General features: G+C 57.6%; 16 protein-coding genes. 4 read left to right on the top strand and 12 right to left on the bottom strand.

Translation table 11 applies throughout. From position 1 onward, the window contains the following. Positions 1–5: 5 nt before the first annotated feature. Together ONV78_RS28250 and ONV78_RS28245 are read right to left on the bottom strand one after the other, a co-directional pair. Positions 6–905 (bottom strand): acyltransferase, encoded by a 900-nt coding sequence (locus tag ONV78_RS28250; protein ID WP_216737330.1) that lies wholly within the window; start codon positions 903–905, stop codon positions 6–8. A 161-nt stretch (positions 906–1,066) separates the two neighbouring features. After that, entirely contained in the window at positions 1,067–1,660 is a 594-nt protein-coding gene (locus ONV78_RS28245; protein ID WP_279507877.1) for a DNA-3-methyladenine glycosylase I, read from the bottom strand. 352 nt (positions 1,661–2,012) lie between these two features. Between ONV78_RS28245 and ONV78_RS28240 the strand changes: the two genes are divergently transcribed. The 4 genes from ONV78_RS28240 (at position 2,013) to ONV78_RS28225 (ending at position 6,712) form a co-directional block, all read left to right on the top strand. Beyond that, positions 2,013–2,501: a DUF4112 domain-containing protein gene (locus tag ONV78_RS28240; RefSeq protein WP_279507876.1), complete on the top strand. Its 489-nt coding sequence runs from the start codon at positions 2,013–2,015 to the stop codon at positions 2,499–2,501. A gap of 5 nt (positions 2,502–2,506) precedes the next feature. Next, positions 2,507–4,318 carry an ABC transporter transmembrane domain-containing protein gene (locus ONV78_RS28235; protein ID WP_279507875.1) on the top strand — a complete coding sequence of 604 codons (1,812 nt, stop codon included), beginning with the start codon at positions 2,507–2,509 and terminating at the stop codon, positions 4,316–4,318. 97 nt (positions 4,319–4,415) lie between these two features. Further along, positions 4,416–6,149 carry an ABC transporter transmembrane domain-containing protein gene (locus ONV78_RS28230; protein ID WP_279507874.1) on the top strand — a complete coding sequence of 578 codons (1,734 nt, stop codon included), beginning with the start codon at positions 4,416–4,418 and terminating at the stop codon, positions 6,147–6,149. A gap of 83 nt (positions 6,150–6,232) precedes the next feature. Continuing rightward, positions 6,233–6,712, top strand: a complete 480-nt coding sequence (locus tag ONV78_RS28225) for a CDP-archaeol synthase (RefSeq protein WP_279507873.1) — start codon at positions 6,233–6,235, stop codon at positions 6,710–6,712. Positions 6,713–6,797: 85 nt separating this feature from the next. On the opposite strand, the gene ONV78_RS28220 is transcribed toward ONV78_RS28225, so the two are convergent. The 10 genes from ONV78_RS28220 to ONV78_RS28175 all read right to left on the bottom strand — a co-directional run bounded on the left by ONV78_RS28220 (position 6,798) and on the right by ONV78_RS28175 (position 23,780). Then, a complete protein-coding gene (locus ONV78_RS28220) occupies positions 6,798–7,226 on the bottom strand; it encodes a tetratricopeptide repeat protein (RefSeq protein ID WP_279507872.1) in 429 nt (142 codons plus the stop codon). 71 nt (positions 7,227–7,297) lie between these two features. Then, positions 7,298–7,492 (bottom strand): hypothetical protein, encoded by a 195-nt coding sequence (locus tag ONV78_RS28215; RefSeq protein ID WP_216737323.1) that lies wholly within the window; start codon positions 7,490–7,492, stop codon positions 7,298–7,300. Between the two features lie 264 nt (positions 7,493–7,756). After that, the gene (locus ONV78_RS28210) at positions 7,757–8,239 is read right to left on the bottom strand and encodes a hypothetical protein (RefSeq protein WP_279507871.1); all 483 of its coding nucleotides are present in this window, start codon (positions 8,237–8,239) and stop codon (positions 7,757–7,759) included. Between the two features lie 156 nt (positions 8,240–8,395). Next, positions 8,396–9,148 carry a carbon-nitrogen hydrolase family protein gene (locus ONV78_RS28205; RefSeq protein ID WP_279507870.1) on the bottom strand — a complete coding sequence of 251 codons (753 nt, stop codon included), beginning with the start codon at positions 9,146–9,148 and terminating at the stop codon, positions 8,396–8,398. 85 nt (positions 9,149–9,233) lie between these two features. Then, positions 9,234–9,548, bottom strand: a complete 315-nt coding sequence (locus ONV78_RS28200; protein WP_216737320.1) for an AzlD domain-containing protein — start codon at positions 9,546–9,548, stop codon at positions 9,234–9,236. A 1-nt stretch (position 9,549) separates the two neighbouring features. Continuing rightward, the gene (locus ONV78_RS28195) at positions 9,550–10,338 is read right to left on the bottom strand and encodes an AzlC family ABC transporter permease (RefSeq protein WP_279507869.1); all 789 of its coding nucleotides are present in this window, start codon (positions 10,336–10,338) and stop codon (positions 9,550–9,552) included. Positions 10,339–10,393: 55 nt separating this feature from the next. Then, on the bottom strand, positions 10,394–11,587 hold the full coding sequence (locus tag ONV78_RS28190; protein ID WP_279507868.1) for an ATP-grasp domain-containing protein: 1,194 nt from the start codon (positions 11,585–11,587) through the stop codon (positions 10,394–10,396). An 80-nt stretch (positions 11,588–11,667) separates the two neighbouring features. Further along, a complete protein-coding gene (locus tag ONV78_RS28185) occupies positions 11,668–16,938 on the bottom strand; it encodes a non-ribosomal peptide synthetase (protein ID WP_279507867.1) in 5,271 nt (1,756 codons plus the stop codon). A gap of 19 nt (positions 16,939–16,957) precedes the next feature. Next, the gene (locus ONV78_RS28180) at positions 16,958–20,788 is read right to left on the bottom strand and encodes an amino acid adenylation domain-containing protein (protein WP_279507866.1); all 3,831 of its coding nucleotides are present in this window, start codon (positions 20,786–20,788) and stop codon (positions 16,958–16,960) included. A gap of 4 nt (positions 20,789–20,792) precedes the next feature. Continuing rightward, positions 20,793–23,780, bottom strand: a complete 2,988-nt coding sequence (locus tag ONV78_RS28175; protein WP_279507865.1) for an amino acid adenylation domain-containing protein — start codon at positions 23,778–23,780, stop codon at positions 20,793–20,795. Between the last annotated feature and the right edge of the window lie 57 nt (positions 23,781–23,837).

Here is a 23,837-nt window from a genome sequence, read left to right as displayed (position 1 = left end):
CGGACTCAGGCTTGCTTTGACTGATTAAGCGCCGCCAGTTTGGCGTCTTTTTCACGCCATAACGCCGTCATCCACTCTTTGAATTCCTGTTTGAATGCCTCGTCGTCGACATTGCGGCTCTTCAGCGCCTCGGGGATGGCGATGCGGCGAATGTACATTTCCACCGCCGGCACGCGACCGCACATAAAATCGCGCAGACGCGGCGCGCCGCCGGGATAGTGAATGGTAATGTCCACCATGGTGGGAATGTATTCCCCCATAGCGCTCAGGACAAAGGCCACGCCGCCCAGCTTAGGCTTCAACAGATACTGATAGGGAGACTGCTGGCGTTCGTGTTTGCGTTTGGTGAAACGGGTGCCTTCGACAAAGTTCATCACGCTTACCGGCGTCGTGCGGAACTTTTCACAGGCTTTGCGTGTGGTTTCCATGTCCTTGCCTTTCAGCTCGGGACGCTTGGCGATTTGCTCCGGGGTGTGTCGGCTCATGAAAGGAAAATCCAGTCCCCACCAGGCCAATCCGATGACGGGCACCCAGATCAGATCTTTTTTCAGGAAAAATTTAAGAAAAGGAATGCGTCGGTTAAGCACGTGCTGCATGGCGAAAATATCCACCCAGCTTTGATGGTTGCAGACCACCAGATACCAGCCCTCCCGCTGCAGTTCCTCCAGGCCTTCCACCTTCCACTGAGTGCGCTGCGTCAGGCTCATCCAGCCGCTGTTGCAGGCGATCCAGGCTTCGGAAATCAGGATAATCAGGCGGGTGCAGGCCTTACGCCATGCGGGAATGGGAATGATCAGCTTGAGAATGGCCGGGATGTACAGCAGCGTACACCAGAAAATGGTATTGATCGCCAGGGACAATGAAGCCAGGCAGCCGACGAGGGGGGCTGGCAGAAAACTCAGCATAAAAAGCTCCGGACAACGATTGGATTAAAGGCTCCGCAACGCCTTCAGCGGGCGACCGTTTCGGCAAGGGCGCCCAAGATAACACACCTGCGCAGCGCGGACACCGAGCGGGAACGCAATTTTGCGCCTTCCCACTTTGCGCCGTCGCGACGCCATCACCCTTAAAGGCTGAATTTCGCCGCCAGCTCCGCGCACTCGCGATGCTGGGGACAGAACGTCATATGGTCATTCACCATTCCCACAGCCTGCATGAAGGCGTATACGATGGTGGTTCCCACAAAGGTGAAGCCCGCCTTTTTCAGCGCCTTGGACATGGCGTCAGACACTTCCGTACTGGTGGGCGCCTGTTGCATGGACTCCAGATGATTGACGATAGGCTTGCCGCCCACGAAGTCCCAGAGAAAATGCGAGAATTCGATCCCCTGATCTCTGAGCGCCAGATAGCCGCGGGCGTTCTTGATAATAGACTGGACTTTCAAGCGGTTGCGCACAATACCGGGGTTCTGCAACAGGCGCTCGACGTCCTCTTCGGTGAAGCGCACGATGGCCTCCGGGTCGAAATCCGCGAAGGCTTCTTCGTAATTTTTCTGTTTGCGCAGGATCGTAATCCAGGACAATCCCGCCTGCTGACCATCCAGGCATAACTTGGCGAACAGCTCCTGAGAGTCCTTCACCGGTCGTCCCCAGACATGATCGTGGTAGCTTACATATTGAGGATCGTTCCCACACCAACTGCAGCGCTGCTCGGACGCCATACCGGTCTCCTGTTATTCTTGCTCTTGTTTATGCTTACACACGCCTATTCTTACGTTTGTCGATTTGTCGCCGCTTCCGCCCGGGCGTTCACCTGAGGGCTTTTGCGCACTATTCACCTGAGCGCTTTCGCACACTATAGGTTGCAGCTGCGCCCATCTGACGGGTCGCAATGGTAAATGCTAAGCGGCTGATAACCCGCCGTATTGTGCCGTCGCCCACGCCAAAAGCAAACCACCGGAAGACGAAAAACACGGTTGCCAGCGGCGACTTATCTCCGCACAATGGCTATCTTTGCGGCCCACCGATGGACGCAGCAGGATCGCGAATATAACGATGGATTTGCATCTCCCTATGTCTGAACCAACGCCCCATACGCCTATTTCCGTCGAGCAGCGCGCAACGCTGACCCGTTTGCGGAAGCTTGCGTATCGTCTGGACGCTCAGTTCCGCATTCCGGTTCTTGGCGTGCGCGTCGGATGGGACTCCCTGATCGGCCTTGTGCCGCTGGTGGGGGATATTGTCGGCGGTTGCCTGTCCCTGTACTTGTTGTGGCAAGCCTGGCGCATCAAAGCGCCGAAAAGACTGCTGCTGCGCATGCTCGCCAATATCGGCGGCGAGGTGTTCGGCGGCGCGGCGCCGCTGATCGGCGACGCCTTCGATATTTACTGGAAAGCCAATCAGCGCAACATGGACATGCTCGCCGTCTATCTGGAAAAGCAGATCATGCCCGCACCGCCCAAGCGTCGGACGCCCTGGCTCTGGATCAGCCTTAGCGTCGCATTGCTGGTCGCATTCATCATCTACCTGCTCAGCACACCTGAGCCGTTTAGTTTCAGTTAAAGCCAATGAAAATATTCTGGGAATTGCGGGGATTTTTCCTGCGCAACTGGCCGCCCTATCTCGCGGCGGTGGTTATGCTAACGCTGGTGGCGCTATTGCTGATGCTGCCGCCTCACCTGATCGGCGAGTTTGTGGATCGCATCGCGCAGCAGACGCTGGATGCGGACTACCTGATGATGACAGTAGGCGAACTGCTGGGGCTGGCGGTGTTGATCTATATCTTCCGCGTGCTGTGGCGGATCTTCCTGTTCGGAGCCTCCCATAAGCTGGCGGCGGAAACCCGGCAGGATCTATACCGACACTGGACCACCATGTCGCCGCAGTACTTCCGCAAACACACCACTGGCGACCTCATGGCCCACGCCACCAACGACGTCGAAGCCCTGCAGATGACCGCGGGCGAAGGCATTCTGGCCACGTTTGACGGCCTGCTGACCGGCGTCATCGTGCTGGCGGTTATGATGATCACCCTGAGCTGGGACCTTACCCTGGTGGCGCTGCTGCCCTGGCCGATCATGGCGATCTTCATGTATCAGTTCGGCCGCAGCCTGCATACCGGATTTTCGGACGCGCAAGCTTCCTTCGGCGCGTTGACGGAGCTGAGTCAGGAAGCGATCTCCGGCATTCGCACCATCAAAGCCTATGGTCAGGAAGAGGCCATGGCGCGGCAGTTCGCGGAAACCGCGGAAACCGCCACCCAGGCTTACATGAAAGTGGCCGCCACTGACGCCAAGTACGAGCCCACCATCGTGCTGACCATCGGCGCGTCGTTCCTGTCCGCCGTCACCTATGGCGGCTGGCTGATTCACCAGCAAACGCTGACGTTGGGTGAGCTCACCAGCTTCACTATGTACCTGGGCTACCTGATCTGGCCCATGTTCGCATTCGGCTGGATGCTGAATATCGCCGAGCGCGGTTCCGCCGCTTACGATCGCATCAATCGTTTGCTGGCGGAGGCGCCGCAGATACCCGATACCGGCGAACTGAAGTCCCTGTCGGACACCTCTCTGCAGGTGGCCATCAACGAATTTCATTACCCTGATCAGGAACCCATTGCGGGCGACGCGGAACAGAGCACGGTTTCCCTACAAGCGGCGCTGCGGGACATCCACTTTCATCTGGCGGCGGGAAAAACACTAGGAATAACCGGACCCACCGGATCAGGCAAAACCACTCTGATCAAGCTTCTCCTGCGTCAATACGCGTTGCCGCCCGGGTCAGTGGCCTGGGGCGGCGAGTCTGTGGAGCGCTATCAACAGGCGGCGTTTCGCGCGCATATCGCCTATGTGCCTCAGGAGCCTTTCCTGTTCTCCACCACCGTGCGGGAGAACCTGTCCCTGGGCCGTCCGGAAGCCAGCCGCGAAGAAGTCGAAAAAGCGGCGGGGCTCGCAGCCCTGCATGAGGATATCGAGCTGTTCCAAAACGGCTATGACACCGTTGTCGGCGAACGTGGCGTCACCTTGTCCGGTGGGCAGAAGCAACGTCTGGCGTTGTCGCGGGCGCTGCTTATCGAGGCGCCTGTACTGATCCTGGACGACGCGCTGTCGGCTGTGGATACCGGCACGGAAAACCGCATCCTGCAACACCTGAAGGAAGCGCGCCGCGACACCACGACCATCATCGTTTCCCATCGGCTGTCCGCCCTGCGTCACGCCGATAAGATTCTGGTGCTGGACCAGGGGCATATTCGGGAACAGGGCAATCACAGTGAACTGGTGGCGCAGGCCGGCTGGTACAGCCAGATTTATGAACTGCAGCAGATCGAGCAGGATCTGGACCGACTGCAGCCGCAAGACAGGGTCGTACAACAAGAGTAACCGCTGAACAAAGCATGGCCGCTCAACATTGGTTTGCGGCGGCCGGTTATTGAATTAATAAGTATAGAATAAACAAAGTACGGGGTTGGATAGGTTCATGCAGTGGCGGGTGTTTAAACGGTTGTTAGCCGCCAGCGCGAGCTGGAAGAAATTATGGATGGGCGGCTGCGCCATTCTCTTGCTGGCGACGGCGATGGATGTCTTGGGGCCTTACCTGATCAAGCATTTTATCGACGATTATCTGTCGCACGGACGTTATCTGGACTCAGGCTCCGTGCAACTGTTCGTGTTCTACGTGACGTCATTGTTAATAGGATCTCTGGCGCACTATGGCGCGCCACTGGTGTTCAGTCGCATCGCTCTGCAAGTGGTGGAGAAACTACGCAAAGACGTGTTTCACAGCGTGCTGTCGCGTCCAGTGTCCTATTTTGACAAGAGCGCCACCGGCGCGCTAGTGTCGCGCCTGAGCAATGACACAGAGGCCATCAAAGAGCTGTTCCTCAACGTCATCGCCAACTTCATCACCAATGTAGTGCTGGTCACCGGCATCTTCATCATGATGGCCGTGCTCGATTTCCGCCTTATGCTGGTGTGTCTGGCGTTGATGCCGCTGGTGGTGGGCGCCATGGTGATGTATCAACGCCTCAGCACGCCTATGTTCCAGAGGGTGCGCGCACTGCTCAGCGATATCAACGCGCAGTTGCACGAGTCCCTCAACGGTATGCCGATTATCCAGCTGCTGAATCAGCAAAAGCGTTTCAATGAGCGCTTTCGCGGCACCGTTCAGGAACACTTCCGCTGGCGGGTGAAGAACGTCAAACTGGACGGCCTGATGTTGCGCGCCCTGATCGACATGTTCTCCATGGCGACCCTGGCGTCCATCGTGTACTTCTTTGGTAACCAGTCTCTGCAAGACGCCGTGGAGATTGGCGTGTTGTACGCCTTCATCAGCTATCTGGGCCGCTTCGTCGAACCACTGATCGAGCTGACCCAGCGCCTCAACATCATGCAGCAGTCTCTGGTGGCCGGGCAGCGGGTATTTGAACTGCTGGATACGGAGCCGGAGCGCTACGATGGCGTCGGCCAGATCAAGGAAGGCCGCATCACCCTGCGCAATGTCAATTTCAGTTATAACGGCGAAACTCTGGTATTGCAGGATGTGTCTCTGGATATTCCCGCCGGCGGCATGCTGGGCGTGGTCGGACGCACCGGCAGCGGTAAAAGTACGCTGATGCAATTGCTGATCCGGTTTTATCCGGTCAAGCAGGGCGAAATCCTGATCGACGATCAGCCGCTTAACGCCATCTCCGCCGCCAGTCTGCGTCAGGATGTGTGTCTGGTGGAGCAGGAACCGTTCCTGTTCCAGGGCTCACTGGCGGACAACCTGCGTCTGGACCGCAACTACAGCGAACAGGAGATGATCGACGCGCTGACCAAAGCCGGACTCCAAAGCATGCTGCAACGCCTGCCCCAGGGGTTGGCCACGCCTCTTGGCGAGCGCGGCGGAAGGTTGTCCAACGGCGAGCGTCATTTGGTGGCGCTGGCGCGGGCGTTACTGCGCAAGCCCAAAGTATTGATTCTCGACGAGGCGACCGCCACGGTGGACAGCGAAAGTGAAGCGCGGGTGCAGCAAGCGGTTAACCGCCTGCACGGCGAGGTGACGTTAATCGTCATCGCGCACCGACTGTCCACAATCCGTCATGCCGACAAAATCATCGTCCTGCATCATGGCAAGCTGGTGGAGGAAGGCGACCATCGTCAACTGATGGCGTTGGAGGGGCTTTATCAGCACCTGTACAGCATTCAAACCGCGCACCTGCTCGCCGACTGAGGGCCTCGCGGTCTGACAAGCCAGTGATTCACGGCTAAGCTTTTAGGGACTGTCGACGACTAGGCATCGCCACTACAGCCCCTATGCTTGAACTGAGAGTATTACTGCTCTTACTGATCGCTAATGGAGCCCCGGTGTTCGCCCGTTTTCTAATGGGTGATCGTGGCGGCCTTGCCATTGATTTTGGCGTCTGCTTCAAGGATGGCCGTCCCCTGCTCGGCCCTGCAAAAACCTGGCGGGGCCTCATCGCCGCGGTCCTTATCAGCGCTCTGTTTGCGCCATTGCTGGGCTTTTCCATGATGACCGGCTGCGCCATCGCTCTGCTGGCGATGCTTGGAGATCTCATCACCAGTTTCTGTAAACGCCGCATCAATCTGACACCCAGCAGTCGGGCGCCATTTCTGGATCAATTTTTAGAAACCGTATTGCCCCTGGCCGCCTATCAACAGACGCTCGGCCTGTCGTTGCTGCAAATTGGAGTTATCTTTGTCGCTTTTGTCGTGGTCAACTGGGGAATATCTCCCCTGCTGTTTCGCCTCGGCGTGCGCAAGAAGCCGTATTAAAATCTTTGTTGGCTGGTCCCAAACTCAATAGGCGTGGATTATCGTCCTGGCGGCCGCCAGCTAAAAACTAATTAGGGGGAAAAGTCTATTCGCAGCAGGCCAGCAGCAACGCGCTGATTTCTCTTCTCAATTCCAGATCGTTAGTGGACTGCGCCAACTTGTCGGCCTCCACCAGCAGCTCGCGGGCGGCGTCGCGTTCGCCATCGTCATACAGCCGGTTAGCCATGGCGAAAGTAATGGAGGCGGAATAATCGACCAGGTTTTTCTCGTTGGCGTATCGAAGCGCCTTGCGATAGATCTTTAGCGCCTGATTGAGGTCACAGGTAAAGTCCGCCAACGCCTCCCACTGGAAAGGATGATTGCGTGGTGAGAACTCGTTGTTTTCGCACAGCTTTCGCAACGCCTGATAATTGCTCCATAACGCTTTGGTGTCGCCTTCCGCCGAAGCGTTGACGATATCCACCGCCAACTGGTGTATTTCATCGAAAAAAGGCAGGGCGATTCCAGAAGACATAGGCGGGCTGCGTCAGATAGCGGGGAAACCCGCGGGAACCATAACCCGCAGGTTTCCGGTGGATAAAGTTATCATGCTCCCCGCGCTCGAATGCGGCGGAGAGTATAGCGCCGATCACGACTGTAGTGTTCGGCCAACTCCAGATCGTTATCGCCGGGCGCCCGGGAGAGTTCCAACAGACGCTCGAGTTCTCCACTTTGCTCCAGTTGCTCGATGTACTCCTTCATAAGCTTAACGACGTTCTGCGTTCTCTGAGTGTCCGCCATAGCAGTCTCCTTTTCTATTTATTTCTTATAAGGTCCTGTCCCACCTACTTCCAGGGACGTCCTGAGCACTGATTACAGCGAGAAATGCACTGGGGAATTGTTACAGTCCCCATACTTAATATGTAGAAGATTAAACCGGCGGACGCAAGTCGCAATTTTCGCCTCTATCAGGTGAACTGCGTTAATTTACGCGGCAAAACAGCCGATTGCAGAAGCTTTTTGATAACGAAAATAATTAGGCGCCGATTGAGGGAAACGGTAGCTCTAGGGGATGAGTTCCTGAGGCGGAATAGAGAGATCGGACACCCTGGCGATCCGCCTGTCCGCCCTGCTTTCGGGCGCGCAGCCCTGGACCTCTCCAAGCTTACTCTCCTTGAACACCGCGCCAGCGGAGACATTGAAGTAATAATGGAAATCGCTTTGCATTCGACAGGCGTCGTCGTTGTTGCTGTAGGTGAAGAGATTTTCGCAAATATCAGCAATCAGCCAGGCCACCGTATCCCGCTTTCGCTTATCAAAATACGACAGCATGCGTCTGGCGTTAGCCACGCCATAATGCGTGATGGGGAGTTCTGAACAGGGAGTCTCTGCTAACTGCGACAGCCAAAAATCAAAGAGGTCCGTTTTAAACAGTGATTTTGCTCGCGCCAGCAACGCTACAAAATCATCTACCAGCGCCTCTTTGTCCTTTTCCAGCGCGCTATTGACGTCCTTTATCAAGCCTGCGACATGTGCGCCGAAGTTCATACTCAGTACCCGTTATCGTTGCGCTTAGCATCCCACTTACTGCGACGTTTTACACCTGTAGACACCTGTAGACACTGACGCATTCGCCCGACACATCAAACACACTCCCGGTGACGACGATTACGCCAGTCACCGGACGATGAAGGCTTTTTTACCTCAGATACTTCTGACGTAACCGGACCAGCCTGCCTCGGTTTTGACGCCGATCACCAGCGCTTCGCCGGTTTGCGGCCCTTGGGCCAGCAGGTCGCCGCTTGGGCTCCATACCGCGCTTTTGCCAATTGGCTCCCAGCCGCCGGAGGGGCCGCTGAAGTTGGCCATGACCACGCACATACCATGGGTTTGGGCGTAATCCTGTAGTTTGGCGGTGTCTTCGTCGTACCCGCCAGCGGTAATCAAGACCGAGCTCAAATAGGCGTCGGCGCCAGCGGCGGCTGTGTTGCGGGCATGGGTGGCGACGCCGGTATCCGCACAGATCGCCAGCCCTAATGCAACGCCTTGAAGCTCAAATACCTTTTCGCCGGCGCCCGGCGCAAAGTGCTGATCCTCACCGGGATGTAAATGCATTTTGCTGTAATGAAATACCGGCGCTTCCGGGCTGATGACAAAGAGACCGATGTGAGGCTTGCCTTGCCCCGCCTGCACCGGCGCGCCGACCATCAGCGTCACGCCCTGCTCGCGCGCCGCCGCCTGAAAGGGCGCCAGACGAGAATCCGTATCGGTGAACGCCAACTCCCTCGCCAGATCCGGCTCATACCCCGTCAGAGAAAGCTCAGGAAAAATGACCACATTTGCGCCTTCTGCGGCGGCCGCCGCTATCAACCGCAAATGCCTCCGCGTATTTTCCTCAACATCCCCTCGCACCGGGCCAAACTGGGCCGCGGCTATTTTGAAATCGCCTTGCATCATAAATTCCTTGATAAATTGCATGCGCCTGTCAGACATTGGGCAACCCCGGCGCGGCGGCGCCTGACGCCAGGGCTAAACGGGCTGGCTATAACATTTTCAGAAGCACAAAAACGGCCACGCCCAACGAGCTGGACAGTATAAGCCGTTTAGTAAACAACATGAGCGCAAATGTGGCCACTGACGCTAAAAAATAGGGGTGCGTCAACAGGCTCAAAGACACCTCTTTCTCAACGAAAACCACTGCCGGCGCGACAAGCGCAGCAATGACCGCCGCCGGCGTCATGCGCAGAATGTTTTCCACTTTGGGGGGCAAGGGTTTTCCCGCCCAGACCACCCAGGGCAGATAACGGGGAAGAAACGCACATACGGCGATCAATGCAATCAGAATATAAATATCCATCTCAGCTTTCCTTAACCTCTTCCACAACCGCTTCCGCGTTTTTCACCGGAACCCATCGACCGTACAACACGCCGGCGGCGACGCCCGCGACCGTCCCCAGAATGGTTCCCAATCCGTATGGCGCATGATGAGCCAGTATCGCCGTCAGACCTGCAACCGAAACAATGCAGTAGGCTTTTCTATCCACCAGACAGGACGCCAGCATGGCGACAAACAGAGCGGTCATGGGGAAGTCAACGCCGGAGCCCGCCCACTCAAGCAGCGCAGAGCCGACAAGAATGCCCACGACTGTGGCGACCGTCCAGGCGCCGTAGATGGAGAACGATCCCCCCAAATAAAACCACTGGCGAGCCGTCACCGGCGCGTCTTTATCTTTAAACTTCTCCACAAAGATAAAGAACAGCGCATCAATCAGGCCAAACCCCATCACCAGTTTCCATCCGGGAGAAATATCATTGACCTTGTCCCGCAGCACGATGCTGTAAATCATCATGCGCAGACTCAATGTGAGCACCGTCAGCAGAACCACCGTCCAGCTCGCTGACTCCTGCAGCATCATGTAGACGACAAACTGAATGGTCCCCGAGTTCGCCAACATGGCCAGCAGCAGCGTCTGCAAACCGGTCAGTCCACTGGTGACGCCCAACGCCCCTGCGATCATCGCCATCGGGATGGCGGAGAGAATAAACGGGGACATGGCTTTTACGCCGTCCAGGAAGTGCTTTTGTCTTAATTCCGAGTTTAATGGCTGTCCGGAGCTGTCGTCCGGTTTTGCGGCCACACTTTCCATACTAAAGGGCTCCCTCACTGCAAATTTTTTCAAGGCTGGACATAACGCCGCCGCTTCAACCTACGGTCACAACTGGGGTGAACAGCTTCAGATGCTCATCCCGGCTTTGCGGACTGTCGGACTCAAAGATCATCCAGCCGATCCGGTCATAGAATCCCGTGCTGGACTTGATCTTGTCGCCAATGCGCGCGTCTTGCTTTTGTTTGAGCACATTCACGCTGCTTTCGAACTGAGCCGGAAATGTGAAGGCCTTTAACTCGCCTTCCTGCGCCATGACGAACTCAATGCTGACCAGACGATCCTGGGCCTTGATCGGCGCTGGAACTGTTTTATCCGCAAGGAAATTAAACTGATCCGCAAACACTTCCGCGCCTGTGCTGAAATGGATCAGATCGGTAATAAAGTCACCGCCGAAGCGAGAGTGCAGCTCTATGATTTCTATCTTGTCGCCGTCCACTTTGAACTCAACATGGAAGGGGCAGTTGCGCATGCCCAGCGCCTCAAATACCTGCTGGAAATAATCAGAGAAAGTTTCCAGGTGGGGATGACGGGTGTAGAACGTGTGGCCGGTTTCGACAAAATACGGAGCATCCGTCGTCCGCTTCTCCGTCAGACCGTAATAGTAGACCTGGCCATCAAAAACCTGCCCTTCCACGCTGAACTCTTTACCGCCGATATAGCTTTCCACGGTAAGCTCGGTTTTATCACCACCATAGGGATGGCTGCGAATGCGCTCCAGATAACCTTCCACTTCCGGATAGGAAGACAGCAGTTGCACACAAATGCTTCCTCCCAGGCGCACCGGTTTGACGACAACCGGAAAGTCGACGGAGAGCAATTCTTCCGCCAGTTCGGCGACGGTGGTTCTGAACGACTGAACCGAGGACAGCCCTTTATCCACCAGGGTGTGGCGCATCAGGCTTTTATCAATGCTGAACAGTTCCACGTCTTCGCTATGCCCTGCAAAGCCGAAGTGCTTGCGCACCTTCGCGGCGATGGTCAGTCCGGCTTCAGCGGTGGAGATAACCTGAGTACAGGCCTCCGCCTCCACAAGTCTGATCACGGCGTCCACGTCGGAGGGGGAGCAGGCCACAGCTTTGGCGTTTTGCGGCCACCAGGAAACGGGAATGCGATCAATCCGCTCCTGCATGTCGATAAACACAAACTCGTGCGCACAGTTTCCCGCCTGGCTGAGAATGGACTGCGCAACGTCCAGATTAAACGGCAATGGCAATATGGCCAGTTTCATGTCTGATCCTTGATTTCATGTGTTGTTATTAATACGCAAGTCGCAAAAAGGCCCCACCCGTCTGGGGTGGGGCCTTAACGTCATTTGGACAGTCGCATCAGTTCGCTGACCGCTGCGGCGGTTTCCGCCGGTTTAGTCCGGCAGAAGTAATGGCCGCCGTCAGCCAGCTCAATCAACGCTACTGACTCACACACCTTGCTCCATCCCAGATACTGTTCCCGATACTGCGGCGTCAGGGGATCGTCTTGCGCCGCCACCATGGTCAGTGGCAGTGTCATAGGCGTCCCGTTTTCCGTTAAATCAGCAAGGTAACGGTTGGCGCCGCAGGCGTCATGACGGAAGGCTTTCACCAATTGCGCCAGTTGCGGCTCGGACAAGGCGTTCAGATCGCCATAGCCCGTCTGCGTCACCAGCCACTCGCCCACGTCTTTCAAGGGCATCGATTCCAGCTCGTCTGCAAGACTGCGGGAGCGCTCCGCGTCCGGCAGTAACTTACCGCCGATAAATACGCCGGCGACATGGCCGCTCTCCTGCAGCAGACCAGCGGTGGCCAGGGCGGCGGCGCTGCCGACGCAATGTCCCCAAATAAAGACGTCGCCGCTGATATTGGCGCTGATTTCCGCAGCTACCTTCTTCGCCAACTCCTCGACGGACAACAGCGCTTCGCCGGTATCGCTCAGGTTATGCCCCGGTGGCTCCACGGCGAAAACCTGCACCTCGGCGTTCATCTCAGCAAGACGTTCGGCGAATGGCTTGAAGTTAATCGCGTTGCCGCCCGCATAGGGGAAGCACACCAGAGTAACCGGCGCTGAACGCCGATCAGAGGTCAGCGCCACCAAAAGGTCAGCCTCGTCGGCGGGCATTTTCTTTCTGGCCACATCCGCCAGCGGCGCCAGAGTGGAGTTGCGCATGAGATCCACCAGGGAAATCAGTCCTTCCAGCAAAATCGTGACTTTCATCGCCGCCAGAGAGTTACCGCCCAGGTCAAAGAAGTTATCGTCGCGTCCGATATTCTCTTGGGGAATCTTGAGCGCATGCGCCCAGGCCGCCGCGATGCGCGTCTCCACCGCATCCAGCGGAGTCTGTTGCGCCGCCGCTGTGTCGACGGTTTTGCCCTGCTGCAGCTCAGGCTTCCGGAAAACCAGCGCAGATATCCCGTTAACAACCTCAACACCGCCATCCTGGACGTAGCGCCCCTTCAGTTCTGTGGGTCGCAATCCCAGGCCGTTCAGGGCCGGGTTAACATCAGTCTCCAGTCTGTCCGCTTCCGCGTTCACAAAATACAGGTCCCCGACCGCTCCGACTGGGATAAAACGCCCGGATTCTCCCAGGAGATAAACGCCCGCATCCGTATTTTCCAGTTCTGGACGCTGCGCCAGATTCACCGGAACTTTAGCGCCCTGCTCTGCGATAACCGCCAGTTCCTGTTGCGTCAGAATGGGCTGGCGTCTGGGGTCCGCTTTGGGGTCCTGAGTCATGCTCTCAAAGATAGTGAGATAGTATTGCGCGAAGTTCTCCACCTGCTCCGCCGTGAAAGCGTGCTCGTGGTAGTGCAGGCTGAGTTTCACATCGTCAGTGAAGAAGTGACGGCAGAACTCGGCCCGAATCGCGAATTCCGTCTCCGAGTTCGCCCGCACGTCCAGCAGATTGAACTCCGGCATTTCCTTGAGTTCTTTCAACAGATAGAAATGGGTGTAGTTGAAAGCGGTGTCGAACAGCGGCTCCTGCGTCCCGATATCCTGTTTCATGCGCGCCATGGGATAACGACGGTGCGGCAACAACGCCGCTTCCGCTTGATACACGCGTTGAATCAGGCCAGCCCAGGACTCCACATCGACATCCACCCGGAACGGCACTGTGTTGAGGAAAAGTCCGATCGCCTTGGTGGCGTCTTCCGCTTCAGGACGGCCGCTGTGTTCGTAACCGGTCATGACGTCAACATCGCCGGACACCACGCTCAGGAATTTAAGGTGCGCCGCCATCAACAGTGTTTTGACCGGAACCGCCAACTGGTCAGCCAGCACAATGATCCTGTCGGACAGCTGCTTGCTGATGTCCACCTCATGAAACAGCACGGACAGCTCTGAGACGGGCTGCGCCGCGTCCAGTTTGGGCAGACGGGTATATGTCGCGCCGTCCAGCATATTCTCCCAGAACGCACGATCACTGACAGAGCGCAACGACTGGGCTTCCAGGCCGATGTAATTGCGAATGTGATTGTCCACCAGCGGCTCGTCAAAGGTCCCGCCCTGCAGCAGCCTGTTGTATATGCGGAACAGCTGCGTATGCACCAGAGTGATGCTCCAGCCGTCGAGGGCGGAGTTATGCTGACTGAGCACATAGCGGTACATGTTGTCGCGCAGGACATGCACATGCAGGCGCACCAGGCCGGGCTGATTCCATTCGAAACGGTACGCTTTCTCTTCCGCCAGCCAGTTCTGATGCCACTGCTCCTGCTCTTCTTCGCTCATTCCCCGCAGGTCGTGACAGTACAGCGGCGCTTCCACGTCCGTATGCACCATCTGGATATACTCGTCGAAGCCATCCAGGTGATAGCTGGTGCGGAAGATCGGGTTACGCTTGACCAGAATGTCCGCCGCGCGCTTGAACACCTCCAGATTGATCGGGCTCTCAATGATATAGCTGATAATGTCGTGATATTGCGCCGTGCCGAAAGTCAGCTCGTTCTGGAATATCAGTCCCGCCTGCAACATGGACAGCGGATAAGCGTCATCAACGCCTTGCGGAAGACGCTGGCGGTCTTGTTCGCCGAGCAGCTCAAACGCGTCAAAGCGGTGCTGCTGAAGCTCGCCTTTTTCTTCTTCCATCGCCTGCGCCAACGTCGCTATCGTGGGGTTGGCGAACAACTGCTGGAAGGTGAACTCCAGATCGAATTTTCTGGCCTTGGCGAGAACGGTGACGAAGTGAATCGAGTTGCCGCCAATCGCAAAAAAGTTATCGTGCACGCCAACGCGAGGCAACTGCAGAACCTCGCGCCAGATGTCCGCCAGAATTTCCTCGGTGCGGTTACGAGGCGCAGTATATTCCGCGGTTTGCAAATAGCTGTCCGGCGACGGCAGCGCTTTACGATCCAGTTTCCCGTTCGGCGACAGCGGCATTTGCTCCAGCACGATAACCATATCTGGAACCATATAGGCCGGAACCTGCCCCGCCACATGCTGACGCAGGGTCTCTTGCTCCGGCTCGCCATTTGCGGTGACGTAGGCGACCAGTTTGTCCAGACCGGCGGCGCGGTGCACCAGCGTGACGGCGTCGCGCACGGCGGGATAGGAACGCAGAACCGCGTCGATTTCCTGCAGTTCAATACGAAAACCGCGCACTTTCACCTGATGATCCAGTCGGCCCAGATACTCGATTTCACCATTGCCGAGCCAGCGCGCCAAATCGCCAGTTCTATACCAGCGTTCAGAGGCGTTTTCAGGATTTGTGACAAAGCGATCCGCCGTCATTTCCGGCAGCGCATGATAGCCCCTCGCCAAACCGACGCCAGCGATGCAAAGCTCTCCGGGAACGCCAATAGGCAGACGGCGCAACTGCTTGTCTACGATATGAATCTGAGTGTTATCGATGGGACTTCCGATAGTAACCTTGTCCAGCGTGGGTTTGGCGGTGCAGTCAAGATGGGTGACGTCCACCGTCGCCTCAGTCGGCCCATACAGGTTGATCAGACGGGTTCCATTGGCCGCGTGCAGCAGCTTCTTGAAACGCTCCGCCTGATGCAGGGTCAACGCTTCGCCGGACGTAAACACTTTGCACAGCGACTGCAAACGAGCAACCGCCTGAGTGGACTCCACATAATCCAGGAAAGCGTTCAGCATGGACGGCACAAAGTGCATGGTCGTCACCTTATTCGCCTCAATGGCCGCCACGATTTTCTCCGGTTCGCGCTCACCGCCGGGCTCCAGCATGCAGACGCGGGAACCGGTAAAGAACCACCAGAACAATTCCCACACGGACACATCGAATGAAATCGGCGTTTTCTGCAGGATGACATCCTCCGCCGTTAGCGGATAGGCGTTCTGCATCCAGGCGATCCGGTTGATGACGGAGTGATGCTCGATTAAAACGCCCTTGGGTTTACCAGTAGAGCCTGAGGTGTAAATGGCGTAGGCGAGATTTTCCGCACCGCCGACCGTCTCAGCCACCGCGCTCTCTGCGCCCAGCGCCTTCTCGTCAATATCAATGACGGTATAGCCGGATGTATCCAACTGCAGCAGATGACGATGCGTCAGAATGACGCTGGCGCCGCTGTTTTCCAGCACATACTGAATCCGGTTTGCAGGATATCCCGGGTCTATCGGCAAGTAGGCCCCACCGGCTCGTAAAATCGCCAGGATCGCCACGATCATCTGCGTCGAGCGCTCGGCCGCCACCGCCACCAGCTGATCTTCCGCCACGCCGGCCGCCCGCAACTGGGTCGCCAGGGAATTGACTGCGTCATTAAGCTGCGCATAGGTCAGTTGATCCTGACCACAGACCACCGCCGCCGCATCCGGCGTCTGCGCCACCTGCTCAGCAAAAACCGTTTCGATTCTGACATCCCGGCGATATTCCCGCTCAGTCGCATTGACCTGCTGCAGCAAAGCCTCATCCGCAGGCGTGGTGATGGAAGCCGCCGTGACCTCTGCGTCAGGCGCGCTTGATAGCTCCAGCAGCAACGTCTCAAAGTGTTCGGCGATACGCTGAATGCTGTCCGCATCAAACAGACCGTCGTCATAGGAAATCGTCAATACCCCTTGCTCAGCGCCAACGAAGTGACTGATCAGCACAGGACACTGAAATTGACTGGATACTGAGTCGTCAGGCGTCTCAAGCGCTTCCAACGCCACATCGAAAAAGGGATTGCCGCCCTTCTCCGCTTCCAGGCCAAACTCATCCGCCAACACCGTCAACGGATAGTCGCAGAATTCCAGCCCCGCAAGCATGGCGTCCCGCGCCGCGCCCAGCAACTGCTTAAAATTCGCGTTCGCCGGCGCCTGAATGCGCAGCGCCAGATAGTCGGACAGTTTGGTTTGCTCCGGTTGCAACGGCTGACCGATGCAGGCCGTGTCGGAGCCGGTGTAGCGACGCAGCAATTCCGCCAGCGCCGCCAGCATGACCACTTGACGCGTCGCGGTTTTGCCGCCGCTTAACTTATGCAGGCGCTGCCTTACGTCGGCGTCCAATGTATGCACATAGCGCTGATTCAGGGACCCCGAAGGCTTCACTCTATCGGGATGAAACAGGCTTTTCTCCACCGGCTCCGCCAACAGGCCGCGCCAGTATTTTCCGTGCTCCGGCCGCTGCGCCGCCGCAACCTTTAATTGTCCTTTGGTTTCTATAGACTGCATGTCCTACTGCCTCTAAATTTTAAAATTCAAACTCGATTTCCGGTAACGCAACCGGACCACTTTCTTCGTCCTGATTCAGCGTTCGAATCTGGCTATTCACATCGCCCAGCGCCTTATCAATGATCTCCAGCAGCCGATCACGGAAAGAAGCCATTGTCTTGGCGGTGAAAAGATCCCGATTGAAATGCCAGCTTGCTCGCAGGCTGGTTTCGCCATCTTCAATTTGCAGGTTGAGGTCATAGATGGCCGCGCCGGTCGCCGCCGGGGTCCAGACGATCGCCCCGCCCAGAAACGTTTGTCTGCTCAGTCCGGTGTTCTGCAGCGCAAACATGGCGTCAAACAGCGGAGAGCGGCCATAAGAGCGGTCCGCAGCAACCTGCGCCACCAGACGGTCAAAGGGGTAATCCTGGTTGTCGAAGGCGTTCAGCGTCATGTCGGCCACCTCCCGCAAATAGTCTTCAAAGCGCGCAGCCAGAGCCGGTCGCAGCCTCAAACAGAGCGTATTCACGAACATCCCCTGAATATCGTCGACGCCAGGGGCCAAACGACCTGCGACAGGCGTCCCGATGGTGATGTCGTCATCGCCGGTAACCCGAGCCAGGAAGACGCCATAGCAGGACAGCAGGAACTGATAGACGCTGACCTGAAGACGCTCGGACAGGCGACGAATGTTCGCCGTCCTCTCTTCTCCCAAATCAAACTCAAGAAACTCCCCACTGAGACTGCGCACCCCGGATCTTGGAAAGTCCGTAGGCAAATCCGGCAGCGCAGGCTTCTCCGCATACATCTTCAGCCAATAGGCTTCCTGCTCCGCCAGATGGGCCTGACCGCCGTCGCTGGCCAGCCAGTGCGCATAGTCACGATATTGCAGGGGCGACGCAGACAAACTATCGCCGCGATACAGCGCCTCCCACTCCGCAAACAAACGGAGGAGTGAATAGCCGTCGGTCAAAATATGGTGAATATCGAAGAGCAGATAGGTTTTCGCTGCGTCGCGATAGAACGCTGCGCGCCACAGGGGCCCCTGCTGCAAGTCAAAGGGCTGGATGAATTGAGTCAGCGCATTGAATACGTCTGAAGCCGCCGGCGCCTCCGCTATCGACACAGCTAGGTCGGCATGAATCAACTGCCGGGTAACTTCCCCTTCGCGTTCAAACGAGGTGCGGAGAATTTCGTGTCGATCCACTAATCGCCGCAAGGACTCCTGCAAGCGAACCGGGTCTATATCCGCCGGCAGCGCCACCCAAATCGGTAAATTGTATTGACAGGCGTCCGCCTGCTTGGATTGCTCGATGAACAAACGCACCTGTTGTGGCGTCGCTTCTATGCTGGCTTGCGCTGGAGAAGCAATCACACCACCCGTTGTGGCGCTCCGCCCCCGATGCCCTCTGACCAACGTCGCTAACTCCGCCACCGTGCCACTGCGCAGAACATCGGCGACGGCGATTTTCACGCCCAGGTCACGACGCGCCCGCGACGCGATCATGGCCGCGGTTAACGAGCTTGCGCCCAGCTTGATCAGGTCGTCATCCGTCGCCAGATGGTCAATGTTCAAAAGCGAGCGACCTATTTCCAGCAAGACGCGTTCGATATCATCCACCGCTTCGGCGCCGCCGGACTCTACCTGCTTCATCTCCGCCAGGGCGCGTCGGTCCACCTTGCCATTAACCGTCAACGGCAATTCAGGCATGGCCCAGACCGCCGCCGGAACCATGTGCGCGGGTAGTTGGTCGATGAGTTGCTGGCGCCAACTATCCAGATCAAACTCATCAGCGACGCCTAAATAGCAATGCAGCCGATATTCCGCAGCGCCTTCAGGCTTGAGTGCGAGCACCAAGGCCTCACTCACCGTCGGATGCGACAGCGCCGCTTTCTCGATTTCGCCCAGCTCAACCCGAAAACCGCGAATTTTGATCTGAAAATCCCGGCGTCCGAGAAACTCCAGCTCATCCTCGGCATTCCAGCGCGCCCGGTCTCCCGTGCGGTAGATCCGGCTTCCCGGGGCGTAAGGATGGGGCACGAATGCTTTGGCCGTCTCGTCTTCCCGTCCCAAATACCCTAACGCCAAGCCAGCGCCGCCGACATACAGCTCGCCTTCAAACAACGACGGCGTCAGACGACCAAACCGGTTCAGCACCAGCGCGACGGAATTACTGATGGGAGCGCCGATGGAAATACTGTCCAGTCGAGCGGGATCAATACGCTGCACCGTGGATATGACCCCGTTTTCAGTAGGGCCGTAGGCATTCAGAATGACGATTCCCGGACAGGCGGCGTATACCGCCGCCACCTGCTTCGGGGAAATCACATCGCCGCCCACCAGTAACTGACTCAAAGGTGCGAACATGGCGGGATCATCGCTGGCCAGCTGTGAAAACAGTGAGGTCGTAATCAACGCAACATCTGTTTCCTGCTCTCGGAAAAAACGCGCCAGTTCAACGCTATCCAGGAGCACTTCCCGATCGACAATCTGCAGGCAGCCGCCGTTGAGCAGCGCCGCCCAGATTTCAAACACACTGGCGTCAAATCCTGTTGCGCCGGCCTGAGCCACGCGCACGCCGGGTTGCAGGTCAAGATAAGTGGCGCGCCGAACCAATCGCAGAACCCCTGCGTGCGTGTTCAGTACGCCTTTGGGACGCCCGGTAGTGCCGGACGTAAACATCAGATAGGCCGCCTGAGAATCCGCCGGGGCGGACTGCGACGGCGTCTGGATTTGCAGAGCGCGCACCCGCCCGCCAGGCATGTCCAGCGCTAGCGACGCATGCGTCGCACCGGCCAGGGCGCTCGGCGGAGCTTCTTCACTGTGGATCAGCACGGCGGCCTGACTGTCCTCCATCAGCAACTGAATGCGCTCGGCGGGATAGTCAGGGTCCAAAGGCATATAGACGGCTCCCGCTTTGAGCGCCGCCAGTGCGGAAACCGCCATGGGGATGCTGCGCGGGGTATGAATGGCGACAACCTGTCCTGGCTGCACGCCCAGCTCGCGCAGGGCTTGGGAGAGCTGGTAGCTGACCTCATCCAATTCAGCGTAAGTAAGGGACGCCTCACCATGGGTTATCGCCAGCGCCCTGGGGGTTTCCGCCACGCGCGCCGCAAAGGCTTCTTCAATTCTGGCGTATTCATCAAAGGCGGTGACCGTCGCCGTTCCCCGCCCCAACAGCTCAGTAATTTCATCCGGGGCTAAAAGCTCCAGCTGAGACAAAGGTTTGTCCTGCAACAAACCCATCTCCAGAATATTCATAACCGCAGTGCACAAAGGGCGCAGGTAGCCGTAGGATGCGAACACGCCGCCCCCCTGAACCAGCAGCTCGGCTCCCTCCGCCGTGACGCGCAGCCCCATGACAATGGGCGCACGCGGAGCGTCTCTCTCTCCCAGATTGAACAGCAGGGGCGTCAACAAGTCCTGCGCCGGCGGCAGAAGACCATACTCTTCCGCGGCAAGCTTGAGATAAGGAAACGCGCGATGAGACAGCGCTTCCGTCATCGTCTTCGCGATCAGATCAATCACTGAGGCCAGATCGGCGCTGGAATCCAGCGTGAACGTCAGCGGAATAATCGTGGCGTCGTCGAGTTGCACTGACAGCGTCAGACGCTCCATGTCAGTAAAATGCATCAACGCCGTCAACCACCCCGCCAGCGCCACTTGCTGCGGCGTAACGCCCACCTCGGCGGCGGCGCCTTCAATGGCGCTCAGCAGGTCTGCGCCAACAGGGATGCTCGCCACCAGACGCTCAACAGGCTCCGCCGCGCGGGACGGCGCTTTCAGTTCCGTTGCCGACCACTCTGCGTCAAACAGACCCCGCCAATAGGTTTCCGCCGCGCGGATCGCCTCAAGCTCGGTGAAATCCATATCACTAACCTCCATTGCCGACCATTACCGGCGCCAGTTTTTCAATGGTCTGCCGCACGTATAACTCACGTATTGGAAGCGCAGGCAGACCCGCCGCTCTCATGGCGGAGGCGATTCTTACCGCATAAAGGGAGTTGCCGCCAAGGCTGAAAAAGTTGTCTGCCGCGGTCACTTCACGCCCCAGCACTTCACTCCAGACCCTGACCATGTCAGCGACGAGACGGTCGGCTTCCGTCTCCGCGGCAGTCTCTTCTGAGCTGGTTTTAGCGGGCTCGGAAGGAGCTTCCGCCACGACTTTGGGCTTATCCGCCGCCTTGCTCTGCGCATCGGGCTCAGGCAGCTTCTTAACGTCCAGCTTGCCATTCGCCGTCAGCGGCATGGCGTCAACCTGGGTGAAAGTGGAAGGCATCATGTATGCCGGCAGCATCTTCTCCCCTTTGACAATTACGTCCTCCACGGCGATATCCGACAACACCAGATAACTGTCCAAGCGGGCGGAAGCCGGATCGTTTTTATCAGGCTGGTTCAACACCACCGCCGCCGCCTCCACCCCATGGACGCCGAGCAAGACTTTGCGGATTTCATCCAATTCGATGCGGAAGCCACGCAACTTCACCTGGCTGTCCAGGCGCCCTAAATGCTCCAGGCGTCCACATGGCAATAAGCGCCCCTTGTCGCCGCTGCGATACATGCGACCACCGCAGAAGGGGTCGGGCATGAAGCGTTCTTCCGTCAATTCCGGACGGTTCAGATATTGCGAAGCCACGCCCGCTCCCGCGACGTAAATTTCACCCGCCACGCCCACCGGCAGAATATTGCGCGCGGCGTCCAATACATATAAACGCCAGCCTGGAATCGCCGGACCGACGGAGCGCGAACCGGCCATGGCCTCTGCGCGCGCAATGGTCTGGGCGGTGACATGCACCGTGGTTTCGGTGATGCCGAACATGTTCACCAAACGACAACGGGATTCCGGGTAGCGGTCGAACCACTTCATCAGCATCTTCGCGTCGAGGGGTTCGCCACCGAAGATAACCAGCCGCAAATGCTCCAGCGCAGCGCCGTTTCGCTCCATTTCCATAAACTGGGAGAAGGCGGAAGGGGTCTGGTTCAGCACCGAAACCTGCTTATCCCTGACCAGCTCCAGAAACTCGTCAGGCGCGCGGGAGACCCAATAGGGCACGATCACGAGATGGGCGCCCGTCAGCAGACTTCCCCATATTTCCCACACTGAGAAGTCGAACGCGGCGGAGTGGAAAAAGGTCCAGGCGTCCTGCGCATTGAGGCCAAAATCCTCCTGCGTCGCCGCCAGCAGACTGACGACATTCTTGTGAGGAACCACCACGCCTTTGGGTTTGCCAGTCGATCCAGAGGTGTAAATCACATAGGCTGCGTCATCGGCGCGGACCTGCTCTGCGGAAGGCGTCGTCACCCGCGCATCGTCAATATCCCGCTCCAGCTCTGACGGCGCTATCAGCCGCCGCGCCTCCGTCACCGGGAATGCGTCTGCGTCGGTAATCACCAGACGAATCTCGGCATTCTCACAGGTATATGACAGACGCTCTTCCGGATAGGCCGGGTCCATGGGGATATATATTGCGCCCGCTTTCAGAATCGCCAGCATAGACGCGATCAAATCAAATGACCGCTCCAGGCAGATACCAACGCGATCACCGGGTTTGACGTTGAGCACAACCAGATTCAACGCCATGAGATGCGCCTTGCGCTCTAACTCCGCGTAGGTCATTTGCTCGTTTTCATAGGAGAGCGCGACGGCCTCTGGAGTTTGAGCGGCCTGACGGGCGAACAATTCCTCCAGACGTTCTGTTGGAATATCGCCAAGCTCGCGATCCACGCCTAACGCGGCGACTTCCTGCTGCGCCTTTTCATCCAGCAGCGGAAAGCGGCGCAGATTCAATTCGTCATCTTCGCGCAGTCGCTCATACGCCCGGCGCACGCACTGGAAGAACTGTTCGACGCTGTCGCCGGCAAACAAAGCGCCGTCAGCCAGCCCGCTGATGCAATATCGCCCCTGACCCTGACTCTCAATGAGCAGCGTGAGCGGATAAGGCGCTCCCAGAGATGGCGCATAGTCGCATGCCGCCACCTTGGCGTGCGGTGACGCCGCGGCGTCATAGATGAGCGCAGCCAGAGACACTTCACCACCGTTTTCACAGTCTTGCAGACGATTCGCCAGCTCCTGCGAGCGCCAGACCGGTTGCTGCAACGACTGCTCGATGTTTGCTTTAAGACGCTGCGCTGTGGCGTCTTCCAGTACCGGCGCGGCGACTAGCGACCAACCGCTCACCGACTCTACGCGGCTGTCATTAACGGCAACGACGGGTACGTTCGTCGCAGAATAGCGAGCCCATACCGTAGCCAGCGCACTGATCCAGCCCGCCACCAATTGCTGGTCATCCTGGCCGCTGAAAACGCCCAGACGCATTCTGATCAGGCCCTCTTCGCCCTTGCCCCGCCAGTCCGGAAGCGGTGAGAAATCGGCGGATAGCAGAGAGGACAACTCCGGCTCAGATCCAGACGCCGCCGCAGGCGACTGGTAAACGGCGTCCTGTTCAGAGATCGCCGCACAGACGAATGCATCCAGGGATGCTTTATCAAAAACCGCGCGATTGGCGACAATCACCAAATCAACAAAGCGGTCTGCGTAGGTTAATAACACCACGCGAATATAGGGAAACGTCTCGGCCAGCGGCCTCTCCATTTCCTTTCTGACCCGGTCCGCAGCCTGATAGCTGTCCGCCCGTAAATGCAGCGTCTCGATCCAGACGTACTCACGTCCTTCGGCCGCCTTTTGCATAAACGGCAGGGCTGCAAGGGCGTGTTTTAGCCGCATCGCAACGGCCTCTGGATTAACGGATTGCGTCAGTCGATAGGCGGCGGCGTGCAGTGCGCTGGGCGCCACATCGCCGTCATTCAGGTAAGAGCTCAGATTCCCGGCCATTTCCGGGTGATTAAAAAAAGTGCTTTTCATGGAAGTGCCTTATGTCGAATGAGAAAATCTGGACAGTCCTTGGCGAAGACCTCTTTC

It is taken from the genome of Hahella sp. CR1 (assembly GCF_029813005.1).
In the GTDB taxonomy this organism is placed as follows: domain Bacteria; phylum Pseudomonadota; class Gammaproteobacteria; order Pseudomonadales; family Oleiphilaceae; genus Hahella.
This window is presented reverse-complemented; position numbering and strand designations above follow the sequence as displayed.